Below are 23,397 nucleotides of genomic sequence, written 5' to 3' on the forward strand. Positions count from 1 at the left end.
CTGAACATCCATTTAGCGATGGTAATTCAATTGGGTTCGTTCAGTTGGCGTACCAGTGCTGCCTGACCGTTTTGCTATGAGTACTTCGACTGAACAGTGGGTCAAGGTGTTTAATGACAAGGCAAAGCGGCGCATCGTGCTTGTTTGTGAACATGCGTCCAATGTTGTCCCATCCAATTTCAATGGTTTGGGACTGAGTAGGCAACAATTACAAAGTCATATAGCGTGGGATCTTGGCGCTCTTAGTACTGCAAAACTTATGGCTAAAAAGCTTGATGCAACCTTAGTTGCATCCCAAGTGTCACGCCTGCTCTATGACTGCAATCGGCCACCAGAATCGCCTAGCGCGATTCCCCTTACATCAGAGAATCAGCCAATACCGGGCAACGTCGGCCTCTCTATGGAGGCAAGGCAGCAGAGAGTGACAGATTACTATCGGCCTTTTGAAGCTGCTGTGGCAAAACAAGTGTCATCAATGGGAACGCCTCTTATAATCACAGTTCACTCATTTACTCCAGTATTTTTGGGGCAACAGCGGCAAGTTGAAATTGGCGTGTTACATGATCAAGATTCTCGTTTTGCTGATGCTTTTTTGCAACAAGTGTTAACTGATGCTCAGTTCAATATTCAGCGCAACCAGCCTTATGCCCCCACCGATGGTGTAACCCACACATTAAAACATCATGCTTTACCTGGTGGCTTAGCTAATGTCATGCTAGAAATCCGTAATGACCTAATCGAATCATCTACACAGCAGAAACAAATGGCAGCCTACCTTACTAAACACATAGTGTTGGCTCTAGAGAGAATATAAATGTTAAACAAGCAACAGACTATTTCACCCATCGACGGTAGTGTTTATCTTGAGCGCGATTATGCTCAGCCTGAACAGGTTGGTGTGGCCTTAGAGTTGGCTCATAGAGCACAAAGGCAATGGCGTCAGGTTCCATTAGTGGAACGTAAAGCTCTGTGCAGCGCCGCAGTGCGAGCCTTTGTGTCAAACAAAGACCAAATTGCCCAAGAACTATGCTGGCAAATGGGGCGGCCGATTAAGTATGCAGCAGGGGAGGTGAACAGCTTTGCTGAACGGGCAGAGTATATGATCTCAATTGCTGATACAGCCCTCGTACCCTTGCAGCAAGACGAAAAAGCGGGGTTTATCCGCTATATTCGCCGCGAACCTGTGGGCGTAGTTTTGGTTATCGCACCCTGGAACTTCCCTTTACATACACCGATTAACGTCATTGTGCCGGCATTACTGGCAGGCAACTGTGTCATCTTAAAACATTCTAGCCAAACCCCACTTTGCGCTGAACGAATCTGCCAAGCTTTTGCAGAAGCAGGCCTGCCTGAGGGAGTGCTGCAATACTTACACATGGACCATGAATCCACAGAAGCCCTGGTGGCCTCAGGCCAGGTCAACCATGTTGCCTTCACGGGTTCTGTCTCTGCCGGGCGCAAGATTGAACAGGCTGCTGCTGGCCAGTTTATTGGCGTAGGCCTGGAGTTGGGGGGAAAAGACCCCGCCTATATCCGTGCCGATGCAGATTTGGATTATGCCATCGAATCCACGGTAGATGGCGCGTTTTTTAATTCGGGACAGTCATGCTGTGGGTTAGAGCGTATATACGTACATGAGTCAGTGTATGATGCTTATGTAGAAGGTTTTGTTGCCTTAGTAAAGCGTTTTCATCTTGGGCGTTCTGATGATCCAAATACTACCCTGGGGCCCATGGTGCGAACTTCTGCAGCTGATTTTGTACGCCAACAAATTGTTGAGGCGCTCGAGCAAGGAGCGGTAGCACAGATCAATGCCAATGAATTTACTATGGATCGACCTGGGAGCCCTTACCTGGCACCCCAAGTACTTACTCAGGTTGATCATACTATGCGGGTGATGACCGAGGAGAGTTTTGGGCCCGTGGTGGGCATAATGAAAGTGGCTAATGATGAGGAAGCTATCGGCTTGATGAATGATAGTGATTTAGGTCTAACCGCGGCCATTTTCACCCAAGATATGGATACTGGTATTGCACTGGGTGATGAGATAGAAACAGGCACTTTCTTTATCAATCGATGTGATTATCTTGACCCTGCGTTAGCTTGGGCGGGTGTCAAAAACACTGGTCGAGGCTGCACCTTATCGAGCTTAGGTTTTGAAGCCTTAACTCAGCCTAAGTCTTACCATATTAAAACTAAGCTATAGAGCTAATTATGACTACCTTTGATTATATTATTGTTGGTGCGGGTTCGGCTGGATGTGTGGTTGCTAATAGACTTAGTGCTGACCCGCAAATTAGTGTGTGCTTGATCGAAGCTGGGGGCAATGGAAAAAGTCCTTGGGTGAGTATTCCAGCGGGTATTTTTGGCTTGTATGGTAACAAAAAATACGACTATAGCTTTGTCAGCGTGCCGCAGAAGAATCTCCATAATCGGCTTGTGGATGTTAATCGGGGCAAAGCTCTAGGCGGTTCCAGTGCAATTAATAGTATGGTGTATATTAGAGGTAACCGTAACGATTATGACGGTTGGGTAGCCTTAGGCTGTGATGGCTGGTCCTATAACGATGTGCTGCCTGTATTTAAGAAAATGGAGGCTAATCAAGTTGGCCAAAGTGCTGAATATCACGGTTTTGATGGTGAGCTAAAGGTTTCTAGACAGCAGGATGCAAACGCAGTTGGCAAAGTTTTTGTAGCTGCTGGTCAAGTGGCTGGTTTGCCAGAAAATACAGACTTTAATGGCCCATCACAATTGGGGTTAGGCATATATAACGTCAAACAAGATCGTGGTCAGCGGGTGAGCAGTTATACGGCCTTCTTGCAGCCTATTGAGTCCCGCAGCAACCTCACTATTATGACTCACACTGAAGTGGTGGACCTAAAGATTGCAGGTGACACAGTATTGGGTCTGTCGATTGAATGTGCTGGCGTGCAACAGCAGTTGCATTGTAATAAAGAAGTCATACTATGTGGGGGCACCATCTTGTCACCGCGGATCTTATTAGCCTCAGGTATCGGCGATCGAGATGAGCTGCAACAGTTAGATATCGAGTGCAAACATCATCTGCCAGGTGTGGGTGAGAACCTACAAGATCATATAGATAGCATGGTTACCGTCAGGTCCTCACAGTCTAAAAGTATCGGTGTATCCTTTAAAACCTTAATACCTCACGTATTGACTGCACCGTTTAAGTATTGGCTGAGCCGCAAGGGCTGGTGGACGACCAATTATGTAGAGGCGGGGGGGTTTGCAAAAACAAAGTTGGCTGTGGCCGCCGATACTGACCCAGACGTGCAATTTCATTTTACACCTTTGTATCGTAGCCATAGGGGTAAGAGATTTGAATGGGGACACGGTTATTCAGTGTTTACCTGTGTGTTACGTCCACTCAGTGCAGGCAGTGTTAAATTAGCTAATGATGGTAGTAAACGCAATGTACTGATTGACTTCAACTTTTTTGCCCACGAAAAAGATCAACAAACGCTGGTAGAGGGGGTGAAAAAAGCTCGTGAAATACTTGCTGCGCCAGAATTTGATCATTTACGAGGTGAAGAAATGGCGCCTGGTAAAGAGGTCGAAACGGATGCTCAGATTCTTGAGTATCTGCGCCAGACCGCCACCACGGTATACCACCCAGTTGGCACCTGTAAAATGGGCACTGACACACAGGCAGTGGTGCATCCAGCAACATTAAAAGTGACAGGTATGGATAATTTACGGGTTATGGACGCGTCCATTATGCCGTGTTTGACCAGCGGTAATACTTCGGCTTCAACCATGATGATTGCCGAACGTGGTGCTGCCATGGTGTTGGCTGAACGCCACGGCTAAGGAGAGCTATACAAGTATGAAGGACGCTCGCTTAGAACCACAAGACGTGGTGATTATTGGTGCCGGTTTTGTAGGTGTTGCCACTGCCATGTGGTTACAAAGAAGCGGTCATAAAGTCACGCTAGTGGATCCAGAACCGTTTGCGCAAGGGGCCTATTTTGGTAATGCCTGCACCATTGCAACCTATGCTAACATTCCTGTAGGCACGCCTAGCACCATAAAACAAATTCCTAAGTTATTATTCAATCCTAACAGTCCTTTGTCGATTAATTGGTCCTATTTGCCTTGGCTTGCGCCTTGGTTGTTGCGTTTTTTTTGGGCTAGCAGACCCTCTCAGGTGGCGAATATTGGCTATCAGTTAGGCGTGTTGTTGAGCCATGCGCACAGTGCTTTAACGCCTCTGATTGAAGCTGTTCAAGGCCATGATTTAGTCACCAAAAATGGTACTTTGTATTTGTATGGGAGTGAGGCTGGTTTTGTTAAGGCAAGGCCAGACATTGAATTAAGACGCCGTAATGGTATCCCAGTGACAGCCCTGACTAAGGCTGAAATTAGAGACCTAGAACCTCATTTGAACCCGATCTATGAGCGAGGGTTATTTTTTGAAAATGCGCAGCACCTGCTTAGCCCCATAGGTTTGTTGCAGCGTATGGCTGACTCAGTGATTGCCAAGGGTGGCCAAATCATCACTAACAAGGCACTTGCGATTGAACGAGTCAGTGCAGATAAACTCAAGGTGCAGTTGCAAGGTACAAGCGTGGTAGGGAGTAGGGTGGTGGTGGCTGCCGGTGCTTGGTCAAAGTGCTTGGCGCAACAGGTGGGGGATAGATTGCCGTTAGATACGGAGCAGGGATATCACCTGATGTATAAGGGAGCAGAACAATTGCTCAACCGACCTGTTGGTTGGGCTGATGTGGGTTTTTACATGACGCCTATGAACGATGGTTTGCGAGCAGCCGGTACAGTTGAATTGGCTGGCCTTAACAACCCAGCTAATCCACGACGCCTAAAACTCATTGCAGACACAGTGAAAACCCTATTGCCGCAACTTCAAAGCCACGATAGTGAGTGGAGCGGCTTTAGGCCTTCCATGCCCGATTCCATGCCGGTCATTGGTCAGTCAAGCAAAGATGTAGGTGTCTATTACGCCTTTGGTCATGGCCACATTGGTGTGACTTTATCAGGTATTACTGGCAAGTTGATTAGCGAACTGATTGATGGTAAGCCTACTAGTGTTGATATTTCAGCGTTTTCGCCGCAACGTTTTTAATGCTGTGTTTAAGGTTTTCCAGTCTTATATGCCTTACTATGCCTTAGGCTACTGTAGGTAATCCCGATATACCACCAGTTTTAATAACCTCTGGCGCATAGGCTTTACGTGCGAAGACCCGTTCTAAAAATGGAGCGAAAAATTCTAATGGTTGGCTCTCATAATCTGGATCAAAGCAGTTCTGATCCCAACGTTCGCAAAAATCCACGGCGGTTTGATAATAAGGATGTTCACGGTATTGGTCGCGTTCATTGGGGTTCCAACCATCTAAATGATGGGCGTAGTAAATCATTTGAAAGGTGCCATGGTGTTCAATTACCCAAGTCACTTCCTCACTTACAAAAGGGCGGATGATTTCTGCAGCCATGCTGTCGTGATTTTGTGGTGCCAAGCCATCACCTATGTCATGTAACAGTGCAGCCACTATCCAATCATCATCAGCCCCCTCGTGCCACGCTCTCGTGGCAGATTGTAGACTGTGCTCCAAACGGCTGATACGGTAACCTTCTATACTGTCTTGGCCTTGCCGTTCGAGTTCATTAAATAATCGTTGAGCCGTTTTGGCACGGAACGAGTGCTCGAGTTCTTGCAGCATTGCGTAATCTTTGTGGGTGCCATATTTCATTTGGGTAAAACTAACAGTGTCCATCGTATATGCTCCAGTTCTATTAGGCGCTATCGCCTTGAATGCCTTTAAGTTTAACATCTAAGGCTTGCTGTTTTTTCCATGCATGCACATCGAAATTAGCCACAGCGGGTTGATCTGTTTGGAAATGGCCATAGTTATCGACGCCTCGTACTAACATGGCAGAATCTTGTTGCTGCTTAATTTGTTTTACCGTGGGACTAATGTATTGAATGTTAAGACCAATTCGGCGGTCATCACTTACGTTGGGTTTGGAACAATGAACGGTCCATCCGTGATGGAACGAAGCTTGGCCGGCTGTCAGACTAGCAACTACGCTTTGGTTAGGATCTATATCATTAATAGTTTGCCCACTTAGCAGCACATTATTTTCGTCTTGAGTATGGTGGTGGTGTTGTTGCCCATTTCTGTGGCTGCCAGCTATCATGTGCATACAACCACTTGCTTCGCTGGCATCAGATAACGCCAGCCAAACGCTTACTTGGGCGTCCGAATCTAAGCCCCAATAAGTCAGATCTTGGTGCCAACTTACGTGGCTTTCACTGTAGGCTTCTTTAACGATATAAGATGTACTATAAAGTAATATATCAGGGCCAATCAGCTGCTCAACTATATCGAGGAGATTGGGTAAAGTTGCCAGTTGATAGGGCGAATTCATGGCTGTGTGGGCTTTGAATTGGTAATGCATTGGCCCACGCTCGGCTTCAACGGCCTCCAAAATAGAACGATGGGTTAGGGCCTTCGCAGGGCTAATAATGGGCACCCCAGTTAAAAACCCATCTTTATCATAGAGTGACTTCAAACAATCCACCATAGCTATACTCCATGCCTGATTTCAGCTGCAAGAGTGCCAGTTTCTGGAGTGCTTGGCAAGACCGACGGTCACTTGCGATAAGGACGGTTTAATAGCCTTGCACCTCTAGTTTAGTAGGGGGTTGATATTCGCTAAATGCTCTAATCGTTGAATCAGTGGTAAGGTAGACTATTAGTCCGTTTTATTGAGATACTTTTGTTTATGGCTAGTTTGCATCAAAATGTTCTTCGTGAACTTGATATTTTGCAATTAGAAATGCAAACCCTTGGCCTATGGAGCGACCTTGCGCCCTCTGAAGAAGCCCTACTGAGCACCCAGCCTTTTTGCTGTGACCTCATGGGCTTTGCAGAATGGCTGCAGTGGATTTTTATTCCTAGACTGAGTTATTTGTTAGAAACAAAGAGTCAATTACCCCATCAAAGCGGTATTTACCCAATGGCAGAAGAGGCCTTTAAAGACCTAGAGGGTACTATTAAAGGCTTATTGGGTAGTATCAAGCGAATGGATATTTTGCTTACGGCATAAACCTTGTGGTTATGCCATAAGCGTTTGGTTTATGCTGAATAACGTTGACCAACCCAACCACCAATGATTAATGCTGGCAAAAACACTATGGCTTCAGCTGGGTTGATCAGGGCATTAATTATGCCAGGGCCTGGGCAGTAACCACTGAGTCCCCAGCCGATACCAAATAAACTAGCCCCTAAAACTAAACGACCATCAATGCTGGTTTTAGCGGCCATGTAGAATCGGTCAGCAAATATTGGTGTTTTGCGTTTCATAATAAAGCGTGATGTGAATAAAGTGACAGCTACAGCTCCTCCCATGACGAAGGCTAAACTTGCGTCCCAATTGCCAAATGGGTCGAGGAAATTCTGTACTTTAATAGGGTTGACCATTTCTGAGATCACTAGGCCAGCACCAAAAATAAGACCTGACATTAGAGCGATGATTAAACGTTGCATTTGAGTGTCTTCCTTATCCGATAAAGTTGCGTAAAACGGTAACTGTTATAATGCCGCTAACCATAAAGGTGGCGGTTGCAATCATTGACCGGCCTGCCATCAAACCAATACCACAAACCCCGTGTCCGCTAGTACAACCATTGCCGATGCGGGTGCCTATGCCTACGGCTAAACCCGCGATGACGAGCAAAATTGGCGAATAACCTTGGCGCAATTCAAATTCAACAGGTAGCGCCAAATATCCGCCACCCATAAGGCCGATTAAAAATGCTGCACGCCAACCGCGTTCAGCACTGCTGAGTGGGTTGAACAGTAAGTTGTATAGGATGCCGCTTATACCAGCGATACGGCCATTAAAAGCCAACAATAATGCTGCGCTAATGCCTATCAAAATACCACCGATGAGGGCTTGTGAGGGGAATGTTTCAAACATGATTTAAACCTATATATTAGAATTTACTAATTAAATTATACTTTAAAAAAAAGTCCCCTGTCAATTGCCCGAACTCATAAAAAGTAGGGAGTTTGTGAAAAATGTGGGCTTGGTAGAGAATTACAGCTAACTCAGTGTCAACAAATGGCTCATATCGTGCTATGTTTAGTGCTATAAATTTGATGCTAATAATATGGACGCTCAGTAGATGCCAAGAAATGACGATATCGGTGATTTGCCTAGTTTAATGCCTGATTCAGATGAAATAAAAGGGACTAGAAAACAGTCTTTTTCAGCTGATAAGGGTGGTGATACCCGTGCTGAAGGTGCCGACGGATCTTCTAGGGTAGGAGGCAGAAATGGTGGTAGGCCAATAGCTGCCCCCCTTGCTATGCAGTCAACCTCTAACCAAATAGTGGCGAAGAACAGTGGAATTTTATGGTTTTTAGTGGTGATCATGTTTGTTGGTGTATTGGGTGGGGGTTATTGGTCTTACAACAAACTAACAGATGTCGATTTGTTGTTAACCGTATCTCGGGGAGAACTTAATCACGCTCGTAAACGCATTGGTGAGTTAGAAGCACTTGTTGTAGCAACGGACGTTAACTCAAATAAATCAGGCACCGTTGTCCAAGCGCAGGTGAGGCTCATTGATACTAGAGTTAAAGAACGCAATAAATTTGTAGATACAGAAATTGACAAGTTATGGGGTGTTACATACCGAACTAACCGCCCTGCGATAGAGGAAAATAAAAAGGCAATTGACAACAACACTACCACGGTAAAACAACATCAAGAAAACCTGAAAACCCAAAGTGAGCGAGTCGAAAAGCAATCGTCGTCTATTGTCCAGCAGCAAGCTAAAATACAAGAGGCCAGCCAAACTAGCCAGCTAGCAATGCAGAATGTGCAAGACCAACTATACAAAGTGCAACTGTTGCAAGATAAGTTGACCAGCTTGTTGACGCAGGTTGCAGGACAAGACAAAGCCTTATCAGACCAGCATAAAACTGACATTGGCCAAGCCCAGCTTGCCCAGCAGCATGCTAAAGATTTAGTAACTTTGGATACTACTGTTCAAGGCCTATTGGAACTAGTGGGGAGTTCTACTGCTGGTGACGAAATAGACCTTCTCACAAGCCGTCTTGGAACGCTTGAGAATAAATCTCGGGTGTTAACTGCCATCGAACAAAATGCCAGTGAAATGGATGAGCGAGTTTATTTGGTGGAACAATCTGCTGAGTCTGTAAATGCTTTTCGTCAGAACACAAGTCGATTGTTAGCTGAGCTAAAGGCCCAAATTCTTGTTCTGGCAAATAAAGAGTAATCAAACTAGATAAACTTAAGGGACTATTGCATGCATCAGTTGTCGCATCCAAAAATTCAGTTAGGCCATTGGCCCACGCCCCTTGAGCCTATGTTGCGCATCAATGAAATGCATAAAGGACCAGAGTTATGGGTAAAGCGAGATGATTGTACAGGCCTTGCTTTTGGCGGTAATAAAACCCGAAAACTAGAATACTTGCTAGCCGACGCTCAGCTAAGGGGAGCGACTACACTTTTGACTGCTGGTGGTGTGCAATCGAACCATGCTCGACAAACGGCTGCAGCTGCGGCTCGCGTGGGCCTTGGCTGTGAGTTGTTTCTGGAGCAAGTTGAGGGCATTTCAGAAGCAGATTACAGTCACTCAGGTAATTTATTGTTGGATCAATTGCTTGGTGCGCGGCTGCATCGGCTTCCTGCAGGCCAAGATTTAGATGCGGCCATGGCTCTTCGCGCCCAAACCCTCAGCACCTCAGGCCAAGTGCCTTACGTGATGCCTGTAGGTGGTAGTAACGCTATTGGTGCCATGGGGTATGTGGATTGCGGTTTAGAATTGGCGCAACAATTACAACAGTATCAGCTCAGTTTTGATGCCATTGTTTTAGCTACGGGAAGCGCAGGAACTCAGGCGGGGTTGTTGGCGGGCTTGGCTTTGGCCGGGATTGATATTCCAGTATTGGGGGTTACTGTAAGTCGCTCTAGCGATGAACAATGCCAGAAGGTGTTGGCTTTATTACACGAAGTGCAAGGTTTACTGGAACAATCTGAGTTACACGAAGATCATGTCATATGTTTTGATAAATATTATGGCTCGGCCTATGGTGATCCAACACCACAAATGGTTGAGGCCGTGCGTCTTGCTGCTAGCTTGGAAGGGCTTTTGTTGGATCCGGTTTATTCTGGTAAAGCCTTTGCAGGGTTGTTGGATCTAGTTCGCCATGGCTATTTTGACACTTCGGAGCGTGTTCTATTTTTACACACTGGGGGTGCACCTGGCCTGTTTGCGTATAGTGAGTGTTTAAGCGAGCCCTAATAGGGTCTTGGTGTAGATTAGGTGATTAGTTGTTTGGGGCTTTCAAGGTATTTTCCCCTACGTTTAAAGGTTTCAATAATAATGCATTCAAGGGCCGAGGTAGCCGGCATTTGTTGATGATGACGGGATTGTAGTAGGGCGATCTGACGTTTTATAGGTGGTTCTTCAATTAACCTAAAAGCTAATTCATTGCTGTCTTTTGGGAAAGCCATCCAGGGCAATGTGGTAATGCCAGCGCCTGCTTCTAACATGGCGACCAACGACGTCATATTGGTTACTTGCATTGGTGCGAATAAAAACTCCTGTGCTGGAGTATTGTCAACTAAAGGGGTGGTGCCATTACGAATAAGTTTCTGCTGACTTAGCTCCATCCAGTTGATGTCATTGCCCATTTGCATCCATGGGTGACCTTTGCGGGCTACAATGCCTACTCGGTCTGCGCATAGATGAGTATGGTGAAGGTCCAATTCAGTTTGCCAAATACTGCTAATCGCTAAGTCAATCCGCCCATCGAGTACCTTGTCCCTTAAGTTATCACCATTATCATCCTGTACTTGTAGGTGCACATGTGGGTGTTGGGCTAGAAAAGCGCGAATAATTTGGGCCAATACGGTTTTTGCGATGGATGGCAAAACACCCAATTTAATGCTGCCAGATTGTCCTTGTGCCATGCTAATAACATTTTGCAAGGTAGTTTCGTAATGCTTATAAAGGGCCTTAGCTTCGGGTAAAAATGCGGTGCCGAAGGCGCTGAGTTCTCCATGACGATCAGGGTCAAATAGCCCTGCGCCCAATAATTGCTCCAGCTGTTTAATGGCCAAGCTAACGGCGGGCTGAGATCTACATAAAATGCTCGCAGCCTGGCGAAAATTTTTGCATTGGGCCACCGTAAGAAAGGTGTTGATTTGAGCTATTTTTATGTCTGGCAGCATGGTGTTAACCTTGTTCTTATGTTTACATCTAAACTTATCAAATGATACATTCAATTAATTATTATTATCAAGCCTGTAGGTTTAAAATAGGTTCAACTAATACAATAGTAGGCCAATTAAGGCAACCTGGGAGACAAAATGAGCCAAGTACAAAAGAACTACATTGCTGGTCAGTGGGTAGTCGGTGAATCAACAGTTAACAATATTAACCCTTCAAACCATAGCGAAGTTGTGGGTGAGTTTGCTCAAGCGTCAGCTAAACAAGTGGATCAAGCCATTGCTGCTGCGCGTCTTGCACAGGTTGAGTGGCAGGCTACAGGGTTAGAAGCCAAACAGCGTGTGTTACAAGCCATTGGCGACGAAATGATTGCGCGTTGTGATGAACTTGGCGAAGTACTTTCTCGTGAAGAAGGAAAGCCTCGTGCAGAAGGCCGTGGTGAAGTTTACCGTGCCGGCCAGTTCTTCCAATATTATGCCGCTGAAGTGTTGCGTCAGATGGGCGACACTGCCGACTCTGTGCGTCCCGGTGTGGAAATAGAAGTACGTCGTGAGCCTATGGGTGTTGTGACTGTAATTAGCCCCTGGAACTTCCCAACCGCTACGGCTTCCTGGAAAATTGCGCCTGCCTTAGCCTTTGGCAACGCAGTGATCTGGAAACCAGCTAACCTAACGCCAGCCAGCGCCGTGTTGCTTACTGAAATTATTGCCAAGCAAGACATTCCTGCAGGCTTATTTAACTTAGTGATGGGTTCCGGTGCTAGTGTGGGTGAAAAACTGATCACTTCAGATGGTATTGATGCCATTACATTTACTGGCTCATTGGCCGTTGGCAAGCGTGTAGCAGTAGCTGCAGCTAGCAACCTTACTAAGTTCCAGCTAGAAATGGGCAGTAAGAACGCCTTGGTAGTACTAGACGATGCAGATCTAGACAACGCAGCAGATTGTGCTGTTAATGGTGCCTTTGGTGGTTCTGGTCAGAAGTGTACGGCCTCTTCACGCTTAATTGTGACTGCCGGTGTACATGATGAATTTGTTGCTAAAGTACAAGAACGTATGGCCAAACTTAAGGTTGGCGGTGCATTGGAAGAGGGTGTAACTATTGGCCCAGCAGCAGACGCTAAGCAATTCGCACAAAATAGAGAGTACTTTAAGCTAGCGCAAGACGAAGGTGGTCAACTCGTATGTGGTGGTGACTTTGATGACAGCAAAGGCTATTTCATGACGCCAGCCTTATTCATTAACACCACTAACCAAATGCGTATTAACCGTGACGAAGCGTTTGCTCCTTTAGCATGTGTCATTAAGGTGGCAAACTACGACGAAGCTTTGGCGACTTTGAACGACACTGAGTACGGTCTAACGGGTGGTATTTGTACTACTTCTCTAAAGTACGCCACTCACTTTAAGCGCAATGCTAAAACTGGTTGTGTCATGGTTAATTTGCCTACAGCTGGAACTGATTACCACGTGCCATTTGGTGGTCGTAAGAATTCTAGCTTTGGTTCACGTGAGCAGGGGAAGTATGCAGAAGAGTTCTACACCGAAGTGAAGACCACATACATGAAAGCTTAATTTCTGTCAGCAAGGCCAGAGCAACTTGAAAAGTTGATGCGCAACCAATGTGTAACCAGAGAGCATAGAATATGAGCAAAATGATGATGATAGATGGCTTGCAATACAGCCATTGGAGTCGTGAAGTATTTGAACAGATGCGTGACGGTGGCTTAAGCGCAGTCCATGTGACCATTGCGTACCACGAACTTAGTCGCGAAACATTGCAGAATATTGGGCAATGGAATCGCATGTTCGAAATACATAGCGATTTAATTATTCCTGTTCACACTGCAGCAGACATTGAAGCTGCTTATGCTCAAAACAAAGTGGGCATTATTTTTGGTTTCCAAAATTGTTCACCAATAGAGGACGATATCGATCTAGTAGCTATTTTTCACCAGCTTGGTGTGCGTATTATGCAGTTAACCTATAACAACCAAAGTCTCTTGGGTGCCGGCTGTTATGAGGCCACTGACTCTGGGGTTTCTCGTTTTGGTAAGGTTGTTATTGCTGAAATGAATCGTGTGGGCATGGTCATTGATATGTCTCACAGTGCTGAAGAAAGCACCTTGCAAGCTATTGAGATTTCGCAGCGTCCTATCGTTATTAGCCATGCTAACCCAACATTCTTTGAGCCTGCTAAGCGTAACAAATCAAATAAAGTGTTGTCTGCTTTGGCTGAAAGTGAAGGTTTGTTAGGTTTTAGTATGTATCCTTTTCATCTTAAAAATGGTCCTAAGTGTGGTTTAGATGAGTTTTGTACCATGGTTGCAAAAACTGTTGATCTGATGGGTATTGATCGTGTAGGTATGGGCAGTGACTTGTGTTTAAATCAACCAATTTCTGTTTTAGAGTGGATGCGTAACGGCCGTTGGACTAAACAAATGGACTATGGTGAAGGTTCTGCAAGCAATGCCTCTTGGCCCGAGTCTTTGTCTTGGTTTGAAACTAGTGCAGACTTTCCAAATATCGTCGTTGGCTTGCGCGACAAAGGCTTTAACGAAATGGAAGTAGAAAAAATCATGGGCCGTAACTGGTTAGATTTTTGTGCCGCAGGGTTTGGCCCAAAATAGCTGCTAAGCATTTGCCTTAGCACTAGGGCTTACATTTGGGCCCTCTCCCAGCACCCACAACGCAGTATGTTTTGAGGTATTAGTATGAGTCAAATTATCTTGCGTCCAGCTTCACAAGCAATGGACCTAGAACGGTTAGGTGCGGGTTTTTCTAGTAACCTAAGCTTTATGCGAACCTTAGTTCGGTACATGGTGAAAGACCAATGGAACATTAGTTATAGCCAGTTTGAGTTAGATCAAGAAGGTTATGGGCATGCTGTTTTTGATATTAAAATGCCCCACAGCCAACTGAGTTTAGTGGTGTTTTCTCAATACTTAGCACCTGAAGATCGCAATGATCGGGTGATTGCAGAAAAGTGGGATCTTACCATGACCTTGGTAGAAGGAGAGGTAGACGACCTGTGGCTAGAACGCCTAGCTGCCAATGTGCCATTGCAAGAAGCCGGCCGCATAGATTCTCGTAGTTTATGCCTATCCCGTGGAAACCGTAGTGCACGGATATTTGATTCTTTGTTGGCCCAACTTCGCAGTGGCCGACAACCAGACCCTAAAAAACTAGCCGAAGTAGGCTACTTGTACCGCACTACAGCAGTGTATGGGTCCGGTAAATTTGGTGCTTGTGACTGGGGTAAAATTGCCCGCCACCATCCAGACTTAGCGCGGCCTTTTTCTGCCGAAATGTTGGTGTGTTATCTATTGCGCCAATTTAGTTTGGATCAATTGCATCATATGGTACATCAGCCTGATTACCCTAAGGCTGTGGATTTGGATGTTAATTTACAGCGTTACCTAGGTATTGGTAACTCTACTGGACTGGGGATGGCGCCCTATTTGATTAATCACCCCTTATTGATGAGCCAATGGATTGGTCAGCGAGAGCAGGCCTATGCGGAAGTTTTGGCTGAACCTGTTGAGCAAGACAAAGTTGTTAAACTGCAACGTGTGCTGGTTCAAGCTATGCAGCATGTGCGAGAAGTCAGTACGTTTGATGAATGGCAAAGTAATAATAATGCAAAGCTATTGGTTGATGCTCAAAATTTAAGTGATTGGTTACAAAGTGACGAAGGAAAAGTCAGTGACTGGCGTCAACTCCATGAATGGGCTCAGCAGCATTACAGCCTAGAAACCCAAGAGTTGTTAGTGAGCTTGTTGTTTGAACTTCATCCAAGCATTGTTAATCCAAAAGAAGATCATTTGGCCATTAATGAAAGCCTGACTTATGATCCAACCCAATCGGCTCAAAACTTGGCTGACAGTATTCAAGAAAGTTATGATTGGGTATTTGACTATGACTTTAGTCAGACAGACGAGAATGAAACCTTTTGGTATTACTCACAAGAAAAAATTGAGCCAAGACTTGGCAAGACTGGGATTGACGATGGTGCTGAGGTGCAAATGTTCTTGGGTATCGCTAAGGCTGTGCAAGCGTGCCACGATGACTTGCTAACGGTGATGGAGCAATCCTATGATGCTAGTGTGGCGGAGTTCTTATTACAAAAGCCAATACATCTTGGAATAGTCAACCGTATTGCAACTATGGCCCAGACTCGATATGGCGAGATTCGAGCTAACCTATTACATAAAGATGTATTGCCAATGCACTTGTTGCGATGCAAGCTAGCCTTTTTTGGAGTGAGTAAGTTTGATCCTAAATCTGCCTTGTGGGTGCGCAATACTATGTTCCAAGGCGCACCTGTTGTGAGCGACTTAAGCAATGAGTTTAATGATGATTGGTATTTTCCTGTGGCGCCTATGTTAGGTAACCAAGATCCACTGAATGTCTGAATTGATACAAATATCAGCCAATGAGCTCAAGTTTTTGGTGAAGCGCAGTGTCGAAGGTTTAGGTTTTTCTCCTGGAGATCAGTTGTCGGCAGGTTTAAAAGCTGCGGCTGCTTTTCAATTAGGACTGGCCAACAGCAATTTGTTGGGCAAAGGTTTAGATGCCCTTAGCAGTGACATTAACGCGCCTATATTAATTGCGTCCAATGATCAGGAAATGCAGTTTGATGCACAAGGTCAATCTGCTCTTGTGCAGGTTGAGTTGGCGCTAGGTTTAGCTTTCGCTAAGGCTGTGCCTCAGCTGCGTATTAATCACATTGGCGCGGCGGCCTTTGCCGTACCTTGTTTAATGAACTGGTTGGCTCAACCTTTGAGTCGTCCTATATCACAGCAATGCTATGCCCTTTATTTTAGCCATCACAGCGGTGCGCAACGCTGTGTGCTTATCGCAGCAGACGGGCAATTGTTAGGTTTATACCAACCCTTGCACCAAGTTGTGGCAACGGATGAACTGTTATTGTGTATGGGTCAAGCCGACATCGAAGGGGTACTCATAACTGACGGTGCTGATTTGTTGGGTTGGCGCGAGCGGTGTTTAGATCAAGGTGTATACCTAGAGGCAGCTTTGTTAGAACGTTTAAAAAAAATGATACAGGCTTCATTTGTGCCAGAAACTGAAGCCTCGCGCGCAGGGGCAGGGCCGGGCTAATTTCCCCTTAGCTCTGTGTTTGACCCATAAGTGAGCCAATTGCCAGTATAAGTGCAGGGCTGCGCTCATTGGCTCTAAAGGCCTCTAGGACTTGCATGCGTAATTTAGGCTGGTACATAAGTTCTTGCACTAAGCCATTAAATACACCCTGATCGGCAGCGCATTGATGGACAAATAACTCCATCAGCTCTGCCGTCAATAAGTCCTCACTGCACTTGCTAGTGATGGTGGCAAGTAGTTCAACCCCCACCGTATTATCCTTGCCCATAATTTGTTTTAACCATTGCTGGCGTGATTCTGAATCTGGGGATTGGCTAATAGCTCGTAAGCACGCTACTTTTTCGCCGTCTTCTGCACTGGCTCTACCTCGTAAGATAAACGCCTTAGCTAACGAGTGATCTAACTTTTGATTCTCGAGCTGCGTGGCAATAGTGTCCAGTACCGGAGCAGGCAATTGGCTGATTTTTTGTCGCCATTGCTGTTGTTGGTCTAGTCTCATGGCAAAATCAGCAAAGCCTTGTAAACCTAATTCCTGCCAGCTTAGTTGGGTCTTTTCACTACTCATGTAGTGACGTACTGCTGGATAAAAGCTAGAAGCAGCTTGTTCTAGGGTGAGACTTGCTTGGGCATGAAACGCTGCCATGCGGGCCTCGTCTGGAGTAAAGGCAAGGTTGCTGTGCTTTAGCTGTTCGGCCCACTCGGTAGAAGCCTGTTGGTCTAACATGTTGGTACCAATGGTCTCTAACAACTGATTAAGGAATTCATCACGTGCGGCTTGAACCAGCTGGCCACGCTCATCCAGTGGCAGTTTAAGAAACCAAATTGTAGGTGTGGACGCTTTGTTGCTAGATGTTGTTGGTGACCAAGATAGAATTCCCACCCAGGCATGGCGTAACCATGGTAATGGGTAGGCTTTTCGCCCTTCTTCAAACGCTTTAAAGTCGGCTGCGGAAAGTTTGCTGAGGCGACAGCCCATGTCGTATACACGGTACTGACCTTGTAATTGCTGCAGAAGATCGCTCAAAGTTTCCATGGGTTGCATTTGGTCTACTCGCGGGCCTAGGTTAAGATGGCGCGTATTGTATCAAGTTTTACGCAGTGGGGTGTGAGCCTTGGAGCCAAAACACTGGTGGGTGTATATGGTGCAGACACGAGGTGGACGTTTGTATACTGGCATTACCACAGATCCAGAACGGCGCTTCAAAGAGCATTGTGATGGGGGTAATTTAGGCGCGCGTTTTTTTCGTACGGACCCTGCTTACGCTATGGTGTTTGTGGAACCTCAGCTGAATCGATCTATTGCTAGCAAGCGCGAAGCCGCCTTGAAGAAATTAACACGGCAGAAAAAATTGCAATTAGTTGAGGCTTATTCTGCTAGTAATGCCAATAGTTGAGCAGTGCCAACTACTCAGGTGGGATTAAGGGGCGAGTCTAGGGTTCTTTGGTTTAACCTTTTCTCTATGACTTTTTACTTTTATCGTCAGTAACTTTGCTGTCTTCGTCAGTGATTTTGGCTTCTTCTTTTTGTGGCTTGGGCATCTCTTGGGCGTTAAAACGCTGTCCAGTAATACCTAGGCTGTCTGGGCCAAGCAAGTATTGGTATGCTGGCATGATGTCTTCTGGTGCTAAGTTTAGTGCTGGATCTTCACCAGGGTAGGCTTGGGCCCGCATGTTGGTGCGAGTGGCCCCTGGGTTAATAATGTTGACACGAATTTTGCTTGTGTTCTCAGTTTCTTCTGCGAGCACTTGGGCCAAACCTTCCGTTGCGAACTTAGATGCGCTGTAAGCCCCCCAGTATGCCTTGCCTTGGACGCCTACGCTTGAACTAGTGAAGATTACAGAGGCATCTTCGGATTTCTCTAATAAAGGCAGAAGTGCCTGCGTCATCATGAACGGAGCGGTGACGTTAACGTGCATGACTAAACGCCAAGTACGGGATTCATAGTTGGAGATTGGTGTGAGTTGGCCAAGTATTGATGCGTTATGCAGCAAACCGTCCAAATGGCCAAATTCGCCTTCAAGTATTTCTGCAAGTTCGATGTAATCTTCATCTTTGGCATTACGCAGGTCTAAAGGGTATATCGCGGGCTGGCCGTGCCCAGCACTTTCAATCTCATCGTATACGGCCTCAAGCTTTTCTAAGGTACGACCTAGTAATATAACGGTTGCACCTAATCGGGAGCAATCCATGGCCGCTGCGCGACCGATACCATTGCCAGCTCCGGTGATTAAGATCACTCGATTTTTGAGTAGTTTTTCTGGTGCCGTGTAATCAAACATGAAAAGTATCGTCCTGAAATAAGTGAAACCTATGCAGTCTAAGGTTTAATTATCGACCTATGGTTGGTCAACTTGAGGTTTTGTGGCATAGACGAGGTAATTAACGTCCACATCGCGAGTTTTTAAGGCGTATGTTTCAGTGAACGGGTTGTAGGTCATGCCAGTCATGGATTGTGCAGACAAATTTGCCAAACGCATATATTCGTGTAACTCAGAAGGTTTGATGAATTTCTTATGTTCATGAGTGCCTTTGGGGAGCATTTTTAATAGGTATTCTGCACCAATAATTGCAAATAAATATGATTTTGGATTGCGATTGATGGTTGAAAAAAACGCTTGGCCACCTGGCTTGAGTAGTTTTGCACAGGCTGCAACGATGGCGCTAGGGTCTGGTACGTGTTCTAACATTTCTAAGCAGGTCACTACGTCATACAAACCGGCTTCTTCATCTGCCAGTTGCTCTGCAGTCATTTGCCGGTAATCAACATCTACACCACTTTCTAAGCTGTGCAGTTGTGCCACTTTTAGTGGCGCTTCTCCCATGTCTATGCCCGTTACTGTTGCGCCGCGTTGCGCCATCGCTTCGGCGACAATGCCACCACCACAACCGATGTCGGCTACTTTTTTGCCATGTAGGTGGGCACGTTCATCGATCCAGCCAATACGCAACGGATTGATAGCGTGTAAGGGTTTGAACTCGCTATCTAAATCCCACCAACGGGCGGCAAGGGCTTCAAATTTTGCTATTTCTGCAGGGTCTACATTTTGGTTCACAATAGAGCTTCAAGCTAATAAAAATTGGCCTTCAGTATAACGCGTAAATTCATTAACTGCATCTGAAAATTAGCACTGGTAGTACCTGTTAATGATGGCTGAGTAGGTGGCAAATTGGCGTCTAATTGTGCTAAAATTATGCTTTATCTGACGCCGGTTTTTGGTGTTGTTCATAAGGGCGCCGAAAGGTAAGCTCGAAGCGTTAATCGCAAAAGGAAATTGGCATAATTATGGCTGAAATGGCTAAAGAAATATCGCCTATAAACATTGAAGATGAACTCAAACAATCCTACTTAGATTACGCCATGAGTGTAATTGTTGGGCGCGCGCTGCCCGATGTTCGTGATGGTTTAAAGCCCGTGCACAGGCGTGTATTGTTCGCGATGAATGAGTTGAGCAACGATTGGAACAAATCTTACAAGAAATCTGCCCGCGTGGTGGGTGACGTTATCGGTAAGTATCACCCTCATGGCGATACTGCGGTATATGACACTATCGTGCGGATGGCCCAGCCTTTCTCTATGCGTTACACCTTGGTTGACGGTCAGGGTAACTTTGGTTCAGTAGACGGTGATTCTGCGGCAGCTATGCGTTATACGGAAATCCGTATGAAGAAAATTGCTCATGATTTGTTGGCCGACTTAGAAAAAGATACGGTTGATTTTGTGCCTAACTATGATGGCACGGAAATGATTCCTGATGTATTGCCTACGCGTGTGCCTAACTTGTTAGTTAATGGTTCTTCGGGCATTGCTGTAGGCATGGCGACTAACATTCCACCCCATAACATTAATGAAGTGGTGAGTGGTTGTTTAGCCCTCATTGAGAATCCCGATATTGAAGTGGATGAGTTAATGCAGCACATCCCGGGTCCAGACTTCCCAACAGCTGGTATTATTAATGGTCGTGCAGGCATTGTGCAAGCCTACCGGACAGGCCGTGGGCGCATCTATGTGCGTGCCCGTTATCATGTAGAAGAAAACCCAAAGAACAATAAAGCTTCCATTGTTGTTACGGAGTTGCCTTATCAGGTTAACAAGGCGCGTTTAATTGAAAAAATCGCGGAGCTTGTTAAAGATAAGAAAATTGAAGGGATTACCGAGCTGCGTGACGAGTCTGACAAAGACGGTATGCGTATGGTTATTGAATTGCGACGTGGCGAGGTGCCCGAGGTCATTATCAATAATCTGTATACCCAAACGCAGATGGAGAATGTATTTGGCATTAACGTAGTGGCTCTGGTTGATGGGCAACCACGTACATTAAACCTTAAACAAATGCTTGAAGCCTTTGTGCGTCACCGCCGTGAAGTAGTGACCCGTCGTACTTTATTCGAATTGCGTAAGGCCCGTGAGCGAGGACACGTTCTTGAAGGGCTGATGGTGGCTTTGGCTAATATAGATCCAGTGATCGAGCTTATTAAAACCTCCGCCAATGCTGCGGAAGCTCGTGAGAAGTTGGTTGCCCAACGTTGGCCTGCTGGCCGAGTAGTGTCTATGCTTGAACGCGCTGGACCAGATGCTTGTAAGCCAGATACCTTAGGTGCCGCATTTGGTCTGCATGGTGATGAGTACCAACTCTCTGATGGGCAGGCGCAGGCTATTTTGGAACTGCGCTTACATCGTTTAACAGGGCTAGAACAAGATAAACTTGTTACTGAATACCAGTTGTTGTTAGAGCGCATTGCAGAATTGTTAGAAATACTAGGGTCTGCTGAACGTTTGTTAGAAGTAATTCGTGAAGAATTAGTGCAAGTGTTAGAGGCCTATGGCGATGAGCGTCGCTCAGAAATCGTCGCTTCACGTCAAGATCTTACTGTAGCAGACTTAATCCCTGAAGAGGATATGGTGGTAACTATTTCCCATGGTGGTTACGCTAAGACTCAACCTGTGAGTGATTACCAAGCTCAGCGTAGAGGTGGTCGTGGTAAAGCAGCCACGGGAGTCAAAGAGGACGACTTTGTAGAACACCTCCTGGTGACCTCATCTCACGACACTATATTATGCTTCAGTAATCGCGGTAAAGTGTATTGGCTGCGGGTGTTTGAAATCCCACAAGCCAGTCGAACGGCCCGTGGGCGCCCCATTATTAATATCTTGCCGTTGGAAGAGGGAGAGCGATTAACCACTATACTGCCGTTGCCAGAGGGTGGCTATCAAGAAGGTCATTACATATTTATGGCTACTGCTAGTGGTACTGTTAAGAAGACGCCACTAACTGCCTTTGCACGTCCTCGTACTAGTGGCTTAATTGCTCTTGGTTTGGATGAAGGTGACACCCTTATTGGAGCAACAGTGACCGATGGTAATCAGCAAATCATGTTATTTGCGAGCAATGGTTTGGCTGTGCGCTTTAATGAAGGCGATGTACGTCCCATGGGCCGGACCGCTCGTGGTGTGCGTGGCATACGTCTTGCTGAAGATGCCATCGTCATTAGTCTTATTATGCCTCAAATTGAAGGCCGTATACTGACTGCTAGTGAAAATGGTTATGGCAAACAAAGCCGCAATGAAGACTACCCTGTCCGTGGTCGTGGTGGTAAGGGTGTTATTGCTATTCAAATGTCTGCACGTAACGGTGCCCTTATCGGTGCAGTTCAAGTGTTTGATGGTGATGAAGTAATTCTCATCAGTGACCAAGGTACTCTAGTACGTACGCGCACTAGCGAAGTTTCTGTGTTGGGTCGTAATACTCAAGGTGTGACCTTAATTAAGGTTCAAGAAGGCGAAAAGCTGGTGCAGGTTGCACGAGTTGCTGAAACCATGGAAGAGGATTCTGAGGAAGTTGCAGAGCAAAGCATGCAACAGTCTACAGAAAGTAGTCCTGAGGCAGACACGGATGAAGCTTTGACGACGACGGATGCACCGGAAAAGGAGTAGCGGTCCATGAGCACGCGTCAGTTTAACTTTTGCGCTGGTCCTGCCGCACTGCCCACGGCCGTGTTAGAGCGGGCGCAAGCGGAATTGTTAGATTGGCAAGGGCGTGGCTTGTCGGTGATGGAAATTAGTCACCGGCACCCTGCCTATATGGCAATGGTTCAAGAAGCAGAGTCTAAGTTGCGTCAGTTGATGGGTATTCCAGACAACTATAAAGTGTTGTTTATGCAAGGTGGAGCTACGGCCCAATTTGCTCTATTACCCATGAATTTGCTGGGGACTAAAACCCATGCAGATTATATAGATACTGGAATTTGGTCAGCCAAAGCTATCGCTGCTATGGCGCCCTATGGTGCAGCATCAGAGATTGCATCAAGTGCATCTGGTGGCTACCTCAATGTGCCTAGTCAAGGGCAGCTGAAATTCAATAAAGACGCTGCTTATGTGCACTATTGTCCGAATGAAACAATTGGTGGTTTGGCGTTTGATTATGTGCCTAATACCGGTGCAGTGCCGCTTATAGCGGACATGTCGTCAACCATTCTTTCAGAACCGATTGATGTGACTCAGTTTGGAGTTATTTATGCGGGTGCTCAAAAAAATATTGGCCCAGCGGGACTGACCTTAGTGATTGTTCGGGAAGACCTATTGGGCAGCGCCAGTAAAACAACACCCAACCCGTTCAACTACGCCTTACAAGCGGCTAATGATTCCATGCTAAATACCCCTCCAACCTATGGCTGGTATTTAGCTGGTTTGGTGTTCGATTGGCTCTTGCAACAAGGTGGTCTTGGGGTTATGGCTGAAAAAAACGCTGTCAAAGCAAACCGTCTTTACCAAGCAATTGATGAAAGTCGGTTGTATTCAAATAATATTGTTATTGCTAATCGCTCTAAAATGAACGTCACTTTCATATTGGAGGATGAAGCTTTGAATGCTGAATTTCTACAGCAGGCGCAAGCGAATGGTTTGCTTAACCTTAAGGGTCACCGTAGTGTGGGTGGTATGAGAGCAAGCATATATAATGCAGTTCCCGAAGCGGCAGTGTTTGCACTGGTCGCCTTTATGAAAGATTTTGAAACACGACACTGGGCTTAAAAAT

At 46.0% G+C, this 23,397-nt stretch carries 22 protein-coding genes; 14 read left to right on the forward strand and 8 right to left on the reverse strand.

Translation table 11 applies throughout. From position 1 onward, the window contains the following. The first annotated feature begins 76 nt into the window (after nucleotides 1-76). Genes ABXT70_RS05110 through ABXT70_RS05125 form a run of 4 tightly spaced genes read left to right on the forward strand, consistent with a single transcriptional unit; the run spans nucleotide 77 to nucleotide 5,101 of the window. Entirely contained in the window at nucleotides 77-814 is a 738-nt protein-coding gene (locus tag ABXT70_RS05110) for an N-formylglutamate amidohydrolase (RefSeq protein WP_443642094.1), read from the forward strand. Then, on the forward strand, nucleotides 815-2,206 hold the full coding sequence (locus ABXT70_RS05115) for an aldehyde dehydrogenase family protein (RefSeq protein WP_443642095.1): 1,392 nt from the start codon (nucleotides 815-817) through the stop codon (nucleotides 2,204-2,206). It abuts the gene before it with no gap. Between the two features lie 8 nt (nucleotides 2,207-2,214). After that, nucleotides 2,215-3,831 (forward strand): GMC family oxidoreductase, encoded by a 1,617-nt coding sequence (locus tag ABXT70_RS05120; protein ID WP_443642096.1) that lies wholly within the window; start codon nucleotides 2,215-2,217, stop codon nucleotides 3,829-3,831. 16 nt (nucleotides 3,832-3,847) lie between these two features. Then, nucleotides 3,848-5,101, forward strand: coding sequence for an NAD(P)/FAD-dependent oxidoreductase (locus ABXT70_RS05125; protein WP_443642097.1), 1,254 nt, complete (start codon nucleotides 3,848-3,850; stop codon nucleotides 5,099-5,101). A gap of 43 nt (nucleotides 5,102-5,144) precedes the next feature. On the opposite strand, the gene ABXT70_RS05130 is transcribed toward ABXT70_RS05125, so the two are convergent. Together ABXT70_RS05130 and ABXT70_RS05135 are read right to left on the reverse strand one after the other, a co-directional pair. Further along, entirely contained in the window at nucleotides 5,145-5,750 is a 606-nt protein-coding gene (locus ABXT70_RS05130) for an HD domain-containing protein (protein ID WP_443642098.1), read from the reverse strand. Nucleotides 5,751-5,769: 19 nt separating this feature from the next. Continuing rightward, complete coding sequence (locus ABXT70_RS05135; RefSeq protein ID WP_443642099.1) at nucleotides 5,770-6,549, reverse strand: phytanoyl-CoA dioxygenase family protein; 780 nt, start codon at nucleotides 6,547-6,549, stop codon at nucleotides 5,770-5,772. Nucleotides 6,550-6,762: 213 nt separating this feature from the next. Here ABXT70_RS05135 and ABXT70_RS05140 point away from each other — a divergent pair, with 213 nt between their 5' ends. Then, nucleotides 6,763-7,086, forward strand: a complete 324-nt coding sequence (locus tag ABXT70_RS05140) for a YqcC family protein (RefSeq protein WP_443642100.1) — start codon at nucleotides 6,763-6,765, stop codon at nucleotides 7,084-7,086. A gap of 29 nt (nucleotides 7,087-7,115) precedes the next feature. On the opposite strand, the gene ABXT70_RS05145 is transcribed toward ABXT70_RS05140, so the two are convergent. Both ABXT70_RS05145 and ABXT70_RS05150 read right to left on the reverse strand, forming a co-directional pair. Continuing rightward, nucleotides 7,116-7,526 carry a DUF6691 family protein gene (locus ABXT70_RS05145; protein ID WP_443642101.1) on the reverse strand — a complete coding sequence of 137 codons (411 nt, stop codon included), beginning with the start codon at nucleotides 7,524-7,526 and terminating at the stop codon, nucleotides 7,116-7,118. A gap of 13 nt (nucleotides 7,527-7,539) precedes the next feature. After that, entirely contained in the window at nucleotides 7,540-7,959 is a 420-nt protein-coding gene (locus ABXT70_RS05150; RefSeq protein WP_443642102.1) for a YeeE/YedE family protein, read from the reverse strand. A 208-nt stretch (nucleotides 7,960-8,167) separates the two neighbouring features. Here ABXT70_RS05150 and ABXT70_RS05155 point away from each other — a divergent pair, with 208 nt between their 5' ends. After that, nucleotides 8,168-9,286 (forward strand): hypothetical protein, encoded by a 1,119-nt coding sequence (locus ABXT70_RS05155; protein WP_443642103.1) that lies wholly within the window; start codon nucleotides 8,168-8,170, stop codon nucleotides 9,284-9,286. A gap of 30 nt (nucleotides 9,287-9,316) precedes the next feature. Further along, nucleotides 9,317-10,315 carry a D-cysteine desulfhydrase gene (locus ABXT70_RS05160; protein WP_443642104.1) on the forward strand — a complete coding sequence of 333 codons (999 nt, stop codon included), beginning with the start codon at nucleotides 9,317-9,319 and terminating at the stop codon, nucleotides 10,313-10,315. Nucleotides 10,316-10,332: 17 nt separating this feature from the next. Here the strand turns inward: ABXT70_RS05160 and ABXT70_RS05165 are convergent, their stop codons facing one another. Further along, on the reverse strand, nucleotides 10,333-11,247 hold the full coding sequence (locus ABXT70_RS05165) for a LysR family transcriptional regulator (RefSeq protein ID WP_443642105.1): 915 nt from the start codon (nucleotides 11,245-11,247) through the stop codon (nucleotides 10,333-10,335). A gap of 138 nt (nucleotides 11,248-11,385) precedes the next feature. Here ABXT70_RS05165 and ABXT70_RS05170 point away from each other — a divergent pair, with 138 nt between their 5' ends. The 4 genes from ABXT70_RS05170 to ABXT70_RS05185 all read left to right on the forward strand — a co-directional run bounded on the left by ABXT70_RS05170 (nucleotide 11,386) and on the right by ABXT70_RS05185 (nucleotide 16,365). After that, nucleotides 11,386-12,819, forward strand: a complete 1,434-nt coding sequence (locus tag ABXT70_RS05170) for an aldehyde dehydrogenase family protein (RefSeq protein WP_443642106.1) — start codon at nucleotides 11,386-11,388, stop codon at nucleotides 12,817-12,819. Between the two features lie 71 nt (nucleotides 12,820-12,890). After that, complete coding sequence (locus ABXT70_RS05175) at nucleotides 12,891-13,874, forward strand: membrane dipeptidase (protein ID WP_443642107.1); 984 nt, start codon at nucleotides 12,891-12,893, stop codon at nucleotides 13,872-13,874. Nucleotides 13,875-13,958: 84 nt separating this feature from the next. Beyond that, nucleotides 13,959-15,659, forward strand: a complete 1,701-nt coding sequence (locus ABXT70_RS05180; RefSeq protein WP_443642108.1) for a hypothetical protein — start codon at nucleotides 13,959-13,961, stop codon at nucleotides 15,657-15,659. After that, complete coding sequence (locus tag ABXT70_RS05185) at nucleotides 15,652-16,365, forward strand: hypothetical protein (RefSeq protein WP_443642109.1); 714 nt, start codon at nucleotides 15,652-15,654, stop codon at nucleotides 16,363-16,365. The genes ABXT70_RS05180 and ABXT70_RS05185 overlap by 8 nt, the downstream gene beginning before the upstream one ends. A gap of 7 nt (nucleotides 16,366-16,372) precedes the next feature. Here the strand turns inward: ABXT70_RS05185 and ABXT70_RS05190 are convergent, their stop codons facing one another. Beyond that, nucleotides 16,373-17,407, reverse strand: a complete 1,035-nt coding sequence (locus ABXT70_RS05190) for a DUF3549 family protein (RefSeq protein WP_443642110.1) — start codon at nucleotides 17,405-17,407, stop codon at nucleotides 16,373-16,375. Nucleotides 17,408-17,498: 91 nt separating this feature from the next. On the opposite strand from ABXT70_RS05190, the gene ABXT70_RS05195 reads away from it, so the two are divergent. Then, nucleotides 17,499-17,759 (forward strand): GIY-YIG nuclease family protein, encoded by a 261-nt coding sequence (locus ABXT70_RS05195; RefSeq protein WP_443642481.1) that lies wholly within the window; start codon nucleotides 17,499-17,501, stop codon nucleotides 17,757-17,759. 64 nt (nucleotides 17,760-17,823) lie between these two features. Here the strand turns inward: ABXT70_RS05195 and ABXT70_RS05200 are convergent, their stop codons facing one another. Together ABXT70_RS05200 and ubiG are read right to left on the reverse strand one after the other, a co-directional pair. After that, nucleotides 17,824-18,645, reverse strand: a complete 822-nt coding sequence (locus ABXT70_RS05200; RefSeq protein ID WP_443642111.1) for a YciK family oxidoreductase — start codon at nucleotides 18,643-18,645, stop codon at nucleotides 17,824-17,826. A gap of 57 nt (nucleotides 18,646-18,702) precedes the next feature. Next, entirely contained in the window at nucleotides 18,703-19,419 is a 717-nt protein-coding gene (gene ubiG, locus ABXT70_RS05205; protein ID WP_443642112.1) for a bifunctional 2-polyprenyl-6-hydroxyphenol methylase/3-demethylubiquinol 3-O-methyltransferase UbiG, read from the reverse strand. Nucleotides 19,420-19,649: 230 nt separating this feature from the next. On the opposite strand from ubiG, the gene gyrA reads away from it, so the two are divergent. Together gyrA and serC are read left to right on the forward strand one after the other, a co-directional pair. Further along, the gene (gene gyrA, locus ABXT70_RS05210; RefSeq protein ID WP_443642113.1) at nucleotides 19,650-22,298 is read left to right on the forward strand and encodes a DNA gyrase subunit A; all 2,649 of its coding nucleotides are present in this window, start codon (nucleotides 19,650-19,652) and stop codon (nucleotides 22,296-22,298) included. Between the two features lie 6 nt (nucleotides 22,299-22,304). Then, on the forward strand, nucleotides 22,305-23,393 hold the full coding sequence (serC, locus tag ABXT70_RS05215) for a 3-phosphoserine/phosphohydroxythreonine transaminase (RefSeq protein WP_443642114.1): 1,089 nt from the start codon (nucleotides 22,305-22,307) through the stop codon (nucleotides 23,391-23,393). Nucleotides 23,394-23,397: the final 4 nt, after the last annotated feature.

Source organism: Candidatus Njordibacter sp. Uisw_039, assembly GCF_047730075.1.
In the GTDB taxonomy this organism is placed as follows: Bacteria; Pseudomonadota; Gammaproteobacteria; order Pseudomonadales; family Balneatricaceae; genus Njordibacter.

Coding starts and splice junctions, on each gene's coding strand:
- ABXT70_RS05120 (WP_443642096.1), top strand. CDS start 2,215: ATGACTACCTTTGATTATATTATTGTTGGTGCGGGTTCGGCTGGATGT.
- ABXT70_RS05140 (WP_443642100.1), top strand. CDS start 6,763: ATGGCTAGTTTGCATCAAAATGTTCTTCGTGAACTTGATATTTTGCAA.
- ABXT70_RS05185 (WP_443642109.1), top strand. CDS start 15,652: ATGTCTGAATTGATACAAATATCAGCCAATGAGCTCAAGTTTTTGGTG.
- ABXT70_RS05155 (WP_443642103.1), top strand. CDS start 8,168: ATGCCAAGAAATGACGATATCGGTGATTTGCCTAGTTTAATGCCTGAT.
- ABXT70_RS05150 (WP_443642102.1), bottom strand. CDS start 7,959: ATGTTTGAAACATTCCCCTCACAAGCCCTCATCGGTGGTATTTTGATA.
- ABXT70_RS05125 (WP_443642097.1), top strand. CDS start 3,848: ATGAAGGACGCTCGCTTAGAACCACAAGACGTGGTGATTATTGGTGCC.
- ABXT70_RS05110 (WP_443642094.1), top strand. CDS start 77: ATGAGTACTTCGACTGAACAGTGGGTCAAGGTGTTTAATGACAAGGCA.
- ABXT70_RS05145 (WP_443642101.1), bottom strand. CDS start 7,526: ATGCAACGTTTAATCATCGCTCTAATGTCAGGTCTTATTTTTGGTGCT.
- ABXT70_RS05160 (WP_443642104.1), top strand. CDS start 9,317: ATGCATCAGTTGTCGCATCCAAAAATTCAGTTAGGCCATTGGCCCACG.
- ABXT70_RS05130 (WP_443642098.1), bottom strand. CDS start 5,750: ATGGACACTGTTAGTTTTACCCAAATGAAATATGGCACCCACAAAGAT.
- ABXT70_RS05190 (WP_443642110.1), bottom strand. CDS start 17,407: ATGCAACCCATGGAAACTTTGAGCGATCTTCTGCAGCAATTACAAGGT.
- ABXT70_RS05115 (WP_443642095.1), top strand. CDS start 815: ATGTTAAACAAGCAACAGACTATTTCACCCATCGACGGTAGTGTTTAT.
- serC (WP_443642114.1), top strand. CDS start 22,305: ATGAGCACGCGTCAGTTTAACTTTTGCGCTGGTCCTGCCGCACTGCCC.
- ABXT70_RS05175 (WP_443642107.1), top strand. CDS start 12,891: ATGAGCAAAATGATGATGATAGATGGCTTGCAATACAGCCATTGGAGT.
- ABXT70_RS05165 (WP_443642105.1), bottom strand. CDS start 11,247: ATGCTGCCAGACATAAAAATAGCTCAAATCAACACCTTTCTTACGGTG.
- ABXT70_RS05200 (WP_443642111.1), bottom strand. CDS start 18,645: ATGTTTGATTACACGGCACCAGAAAAACTACTCAAAAATCGAGTGATC.
- ABXT70_RS05170 (WP_443642106.1), top strand. CDS start 11,386: ATGAGCCAAGTACAAAAGAACTACATTGCTGGTCAGTGGGTAGTCGGT.
- gyrA (WP_443642113.1), top strand. CDS start 19,650: ATGGCTGAAATGGCTAAAGAAATATCGCCTATAAACATTGAAGATGAA.
- ABXT70_RS05180 (WP_443642108.1), top strand. CDS start 13,959: ATGAGTCAAATTATCTTGCGTCCAGCTTCACAAGCAATGGACCTAGAA.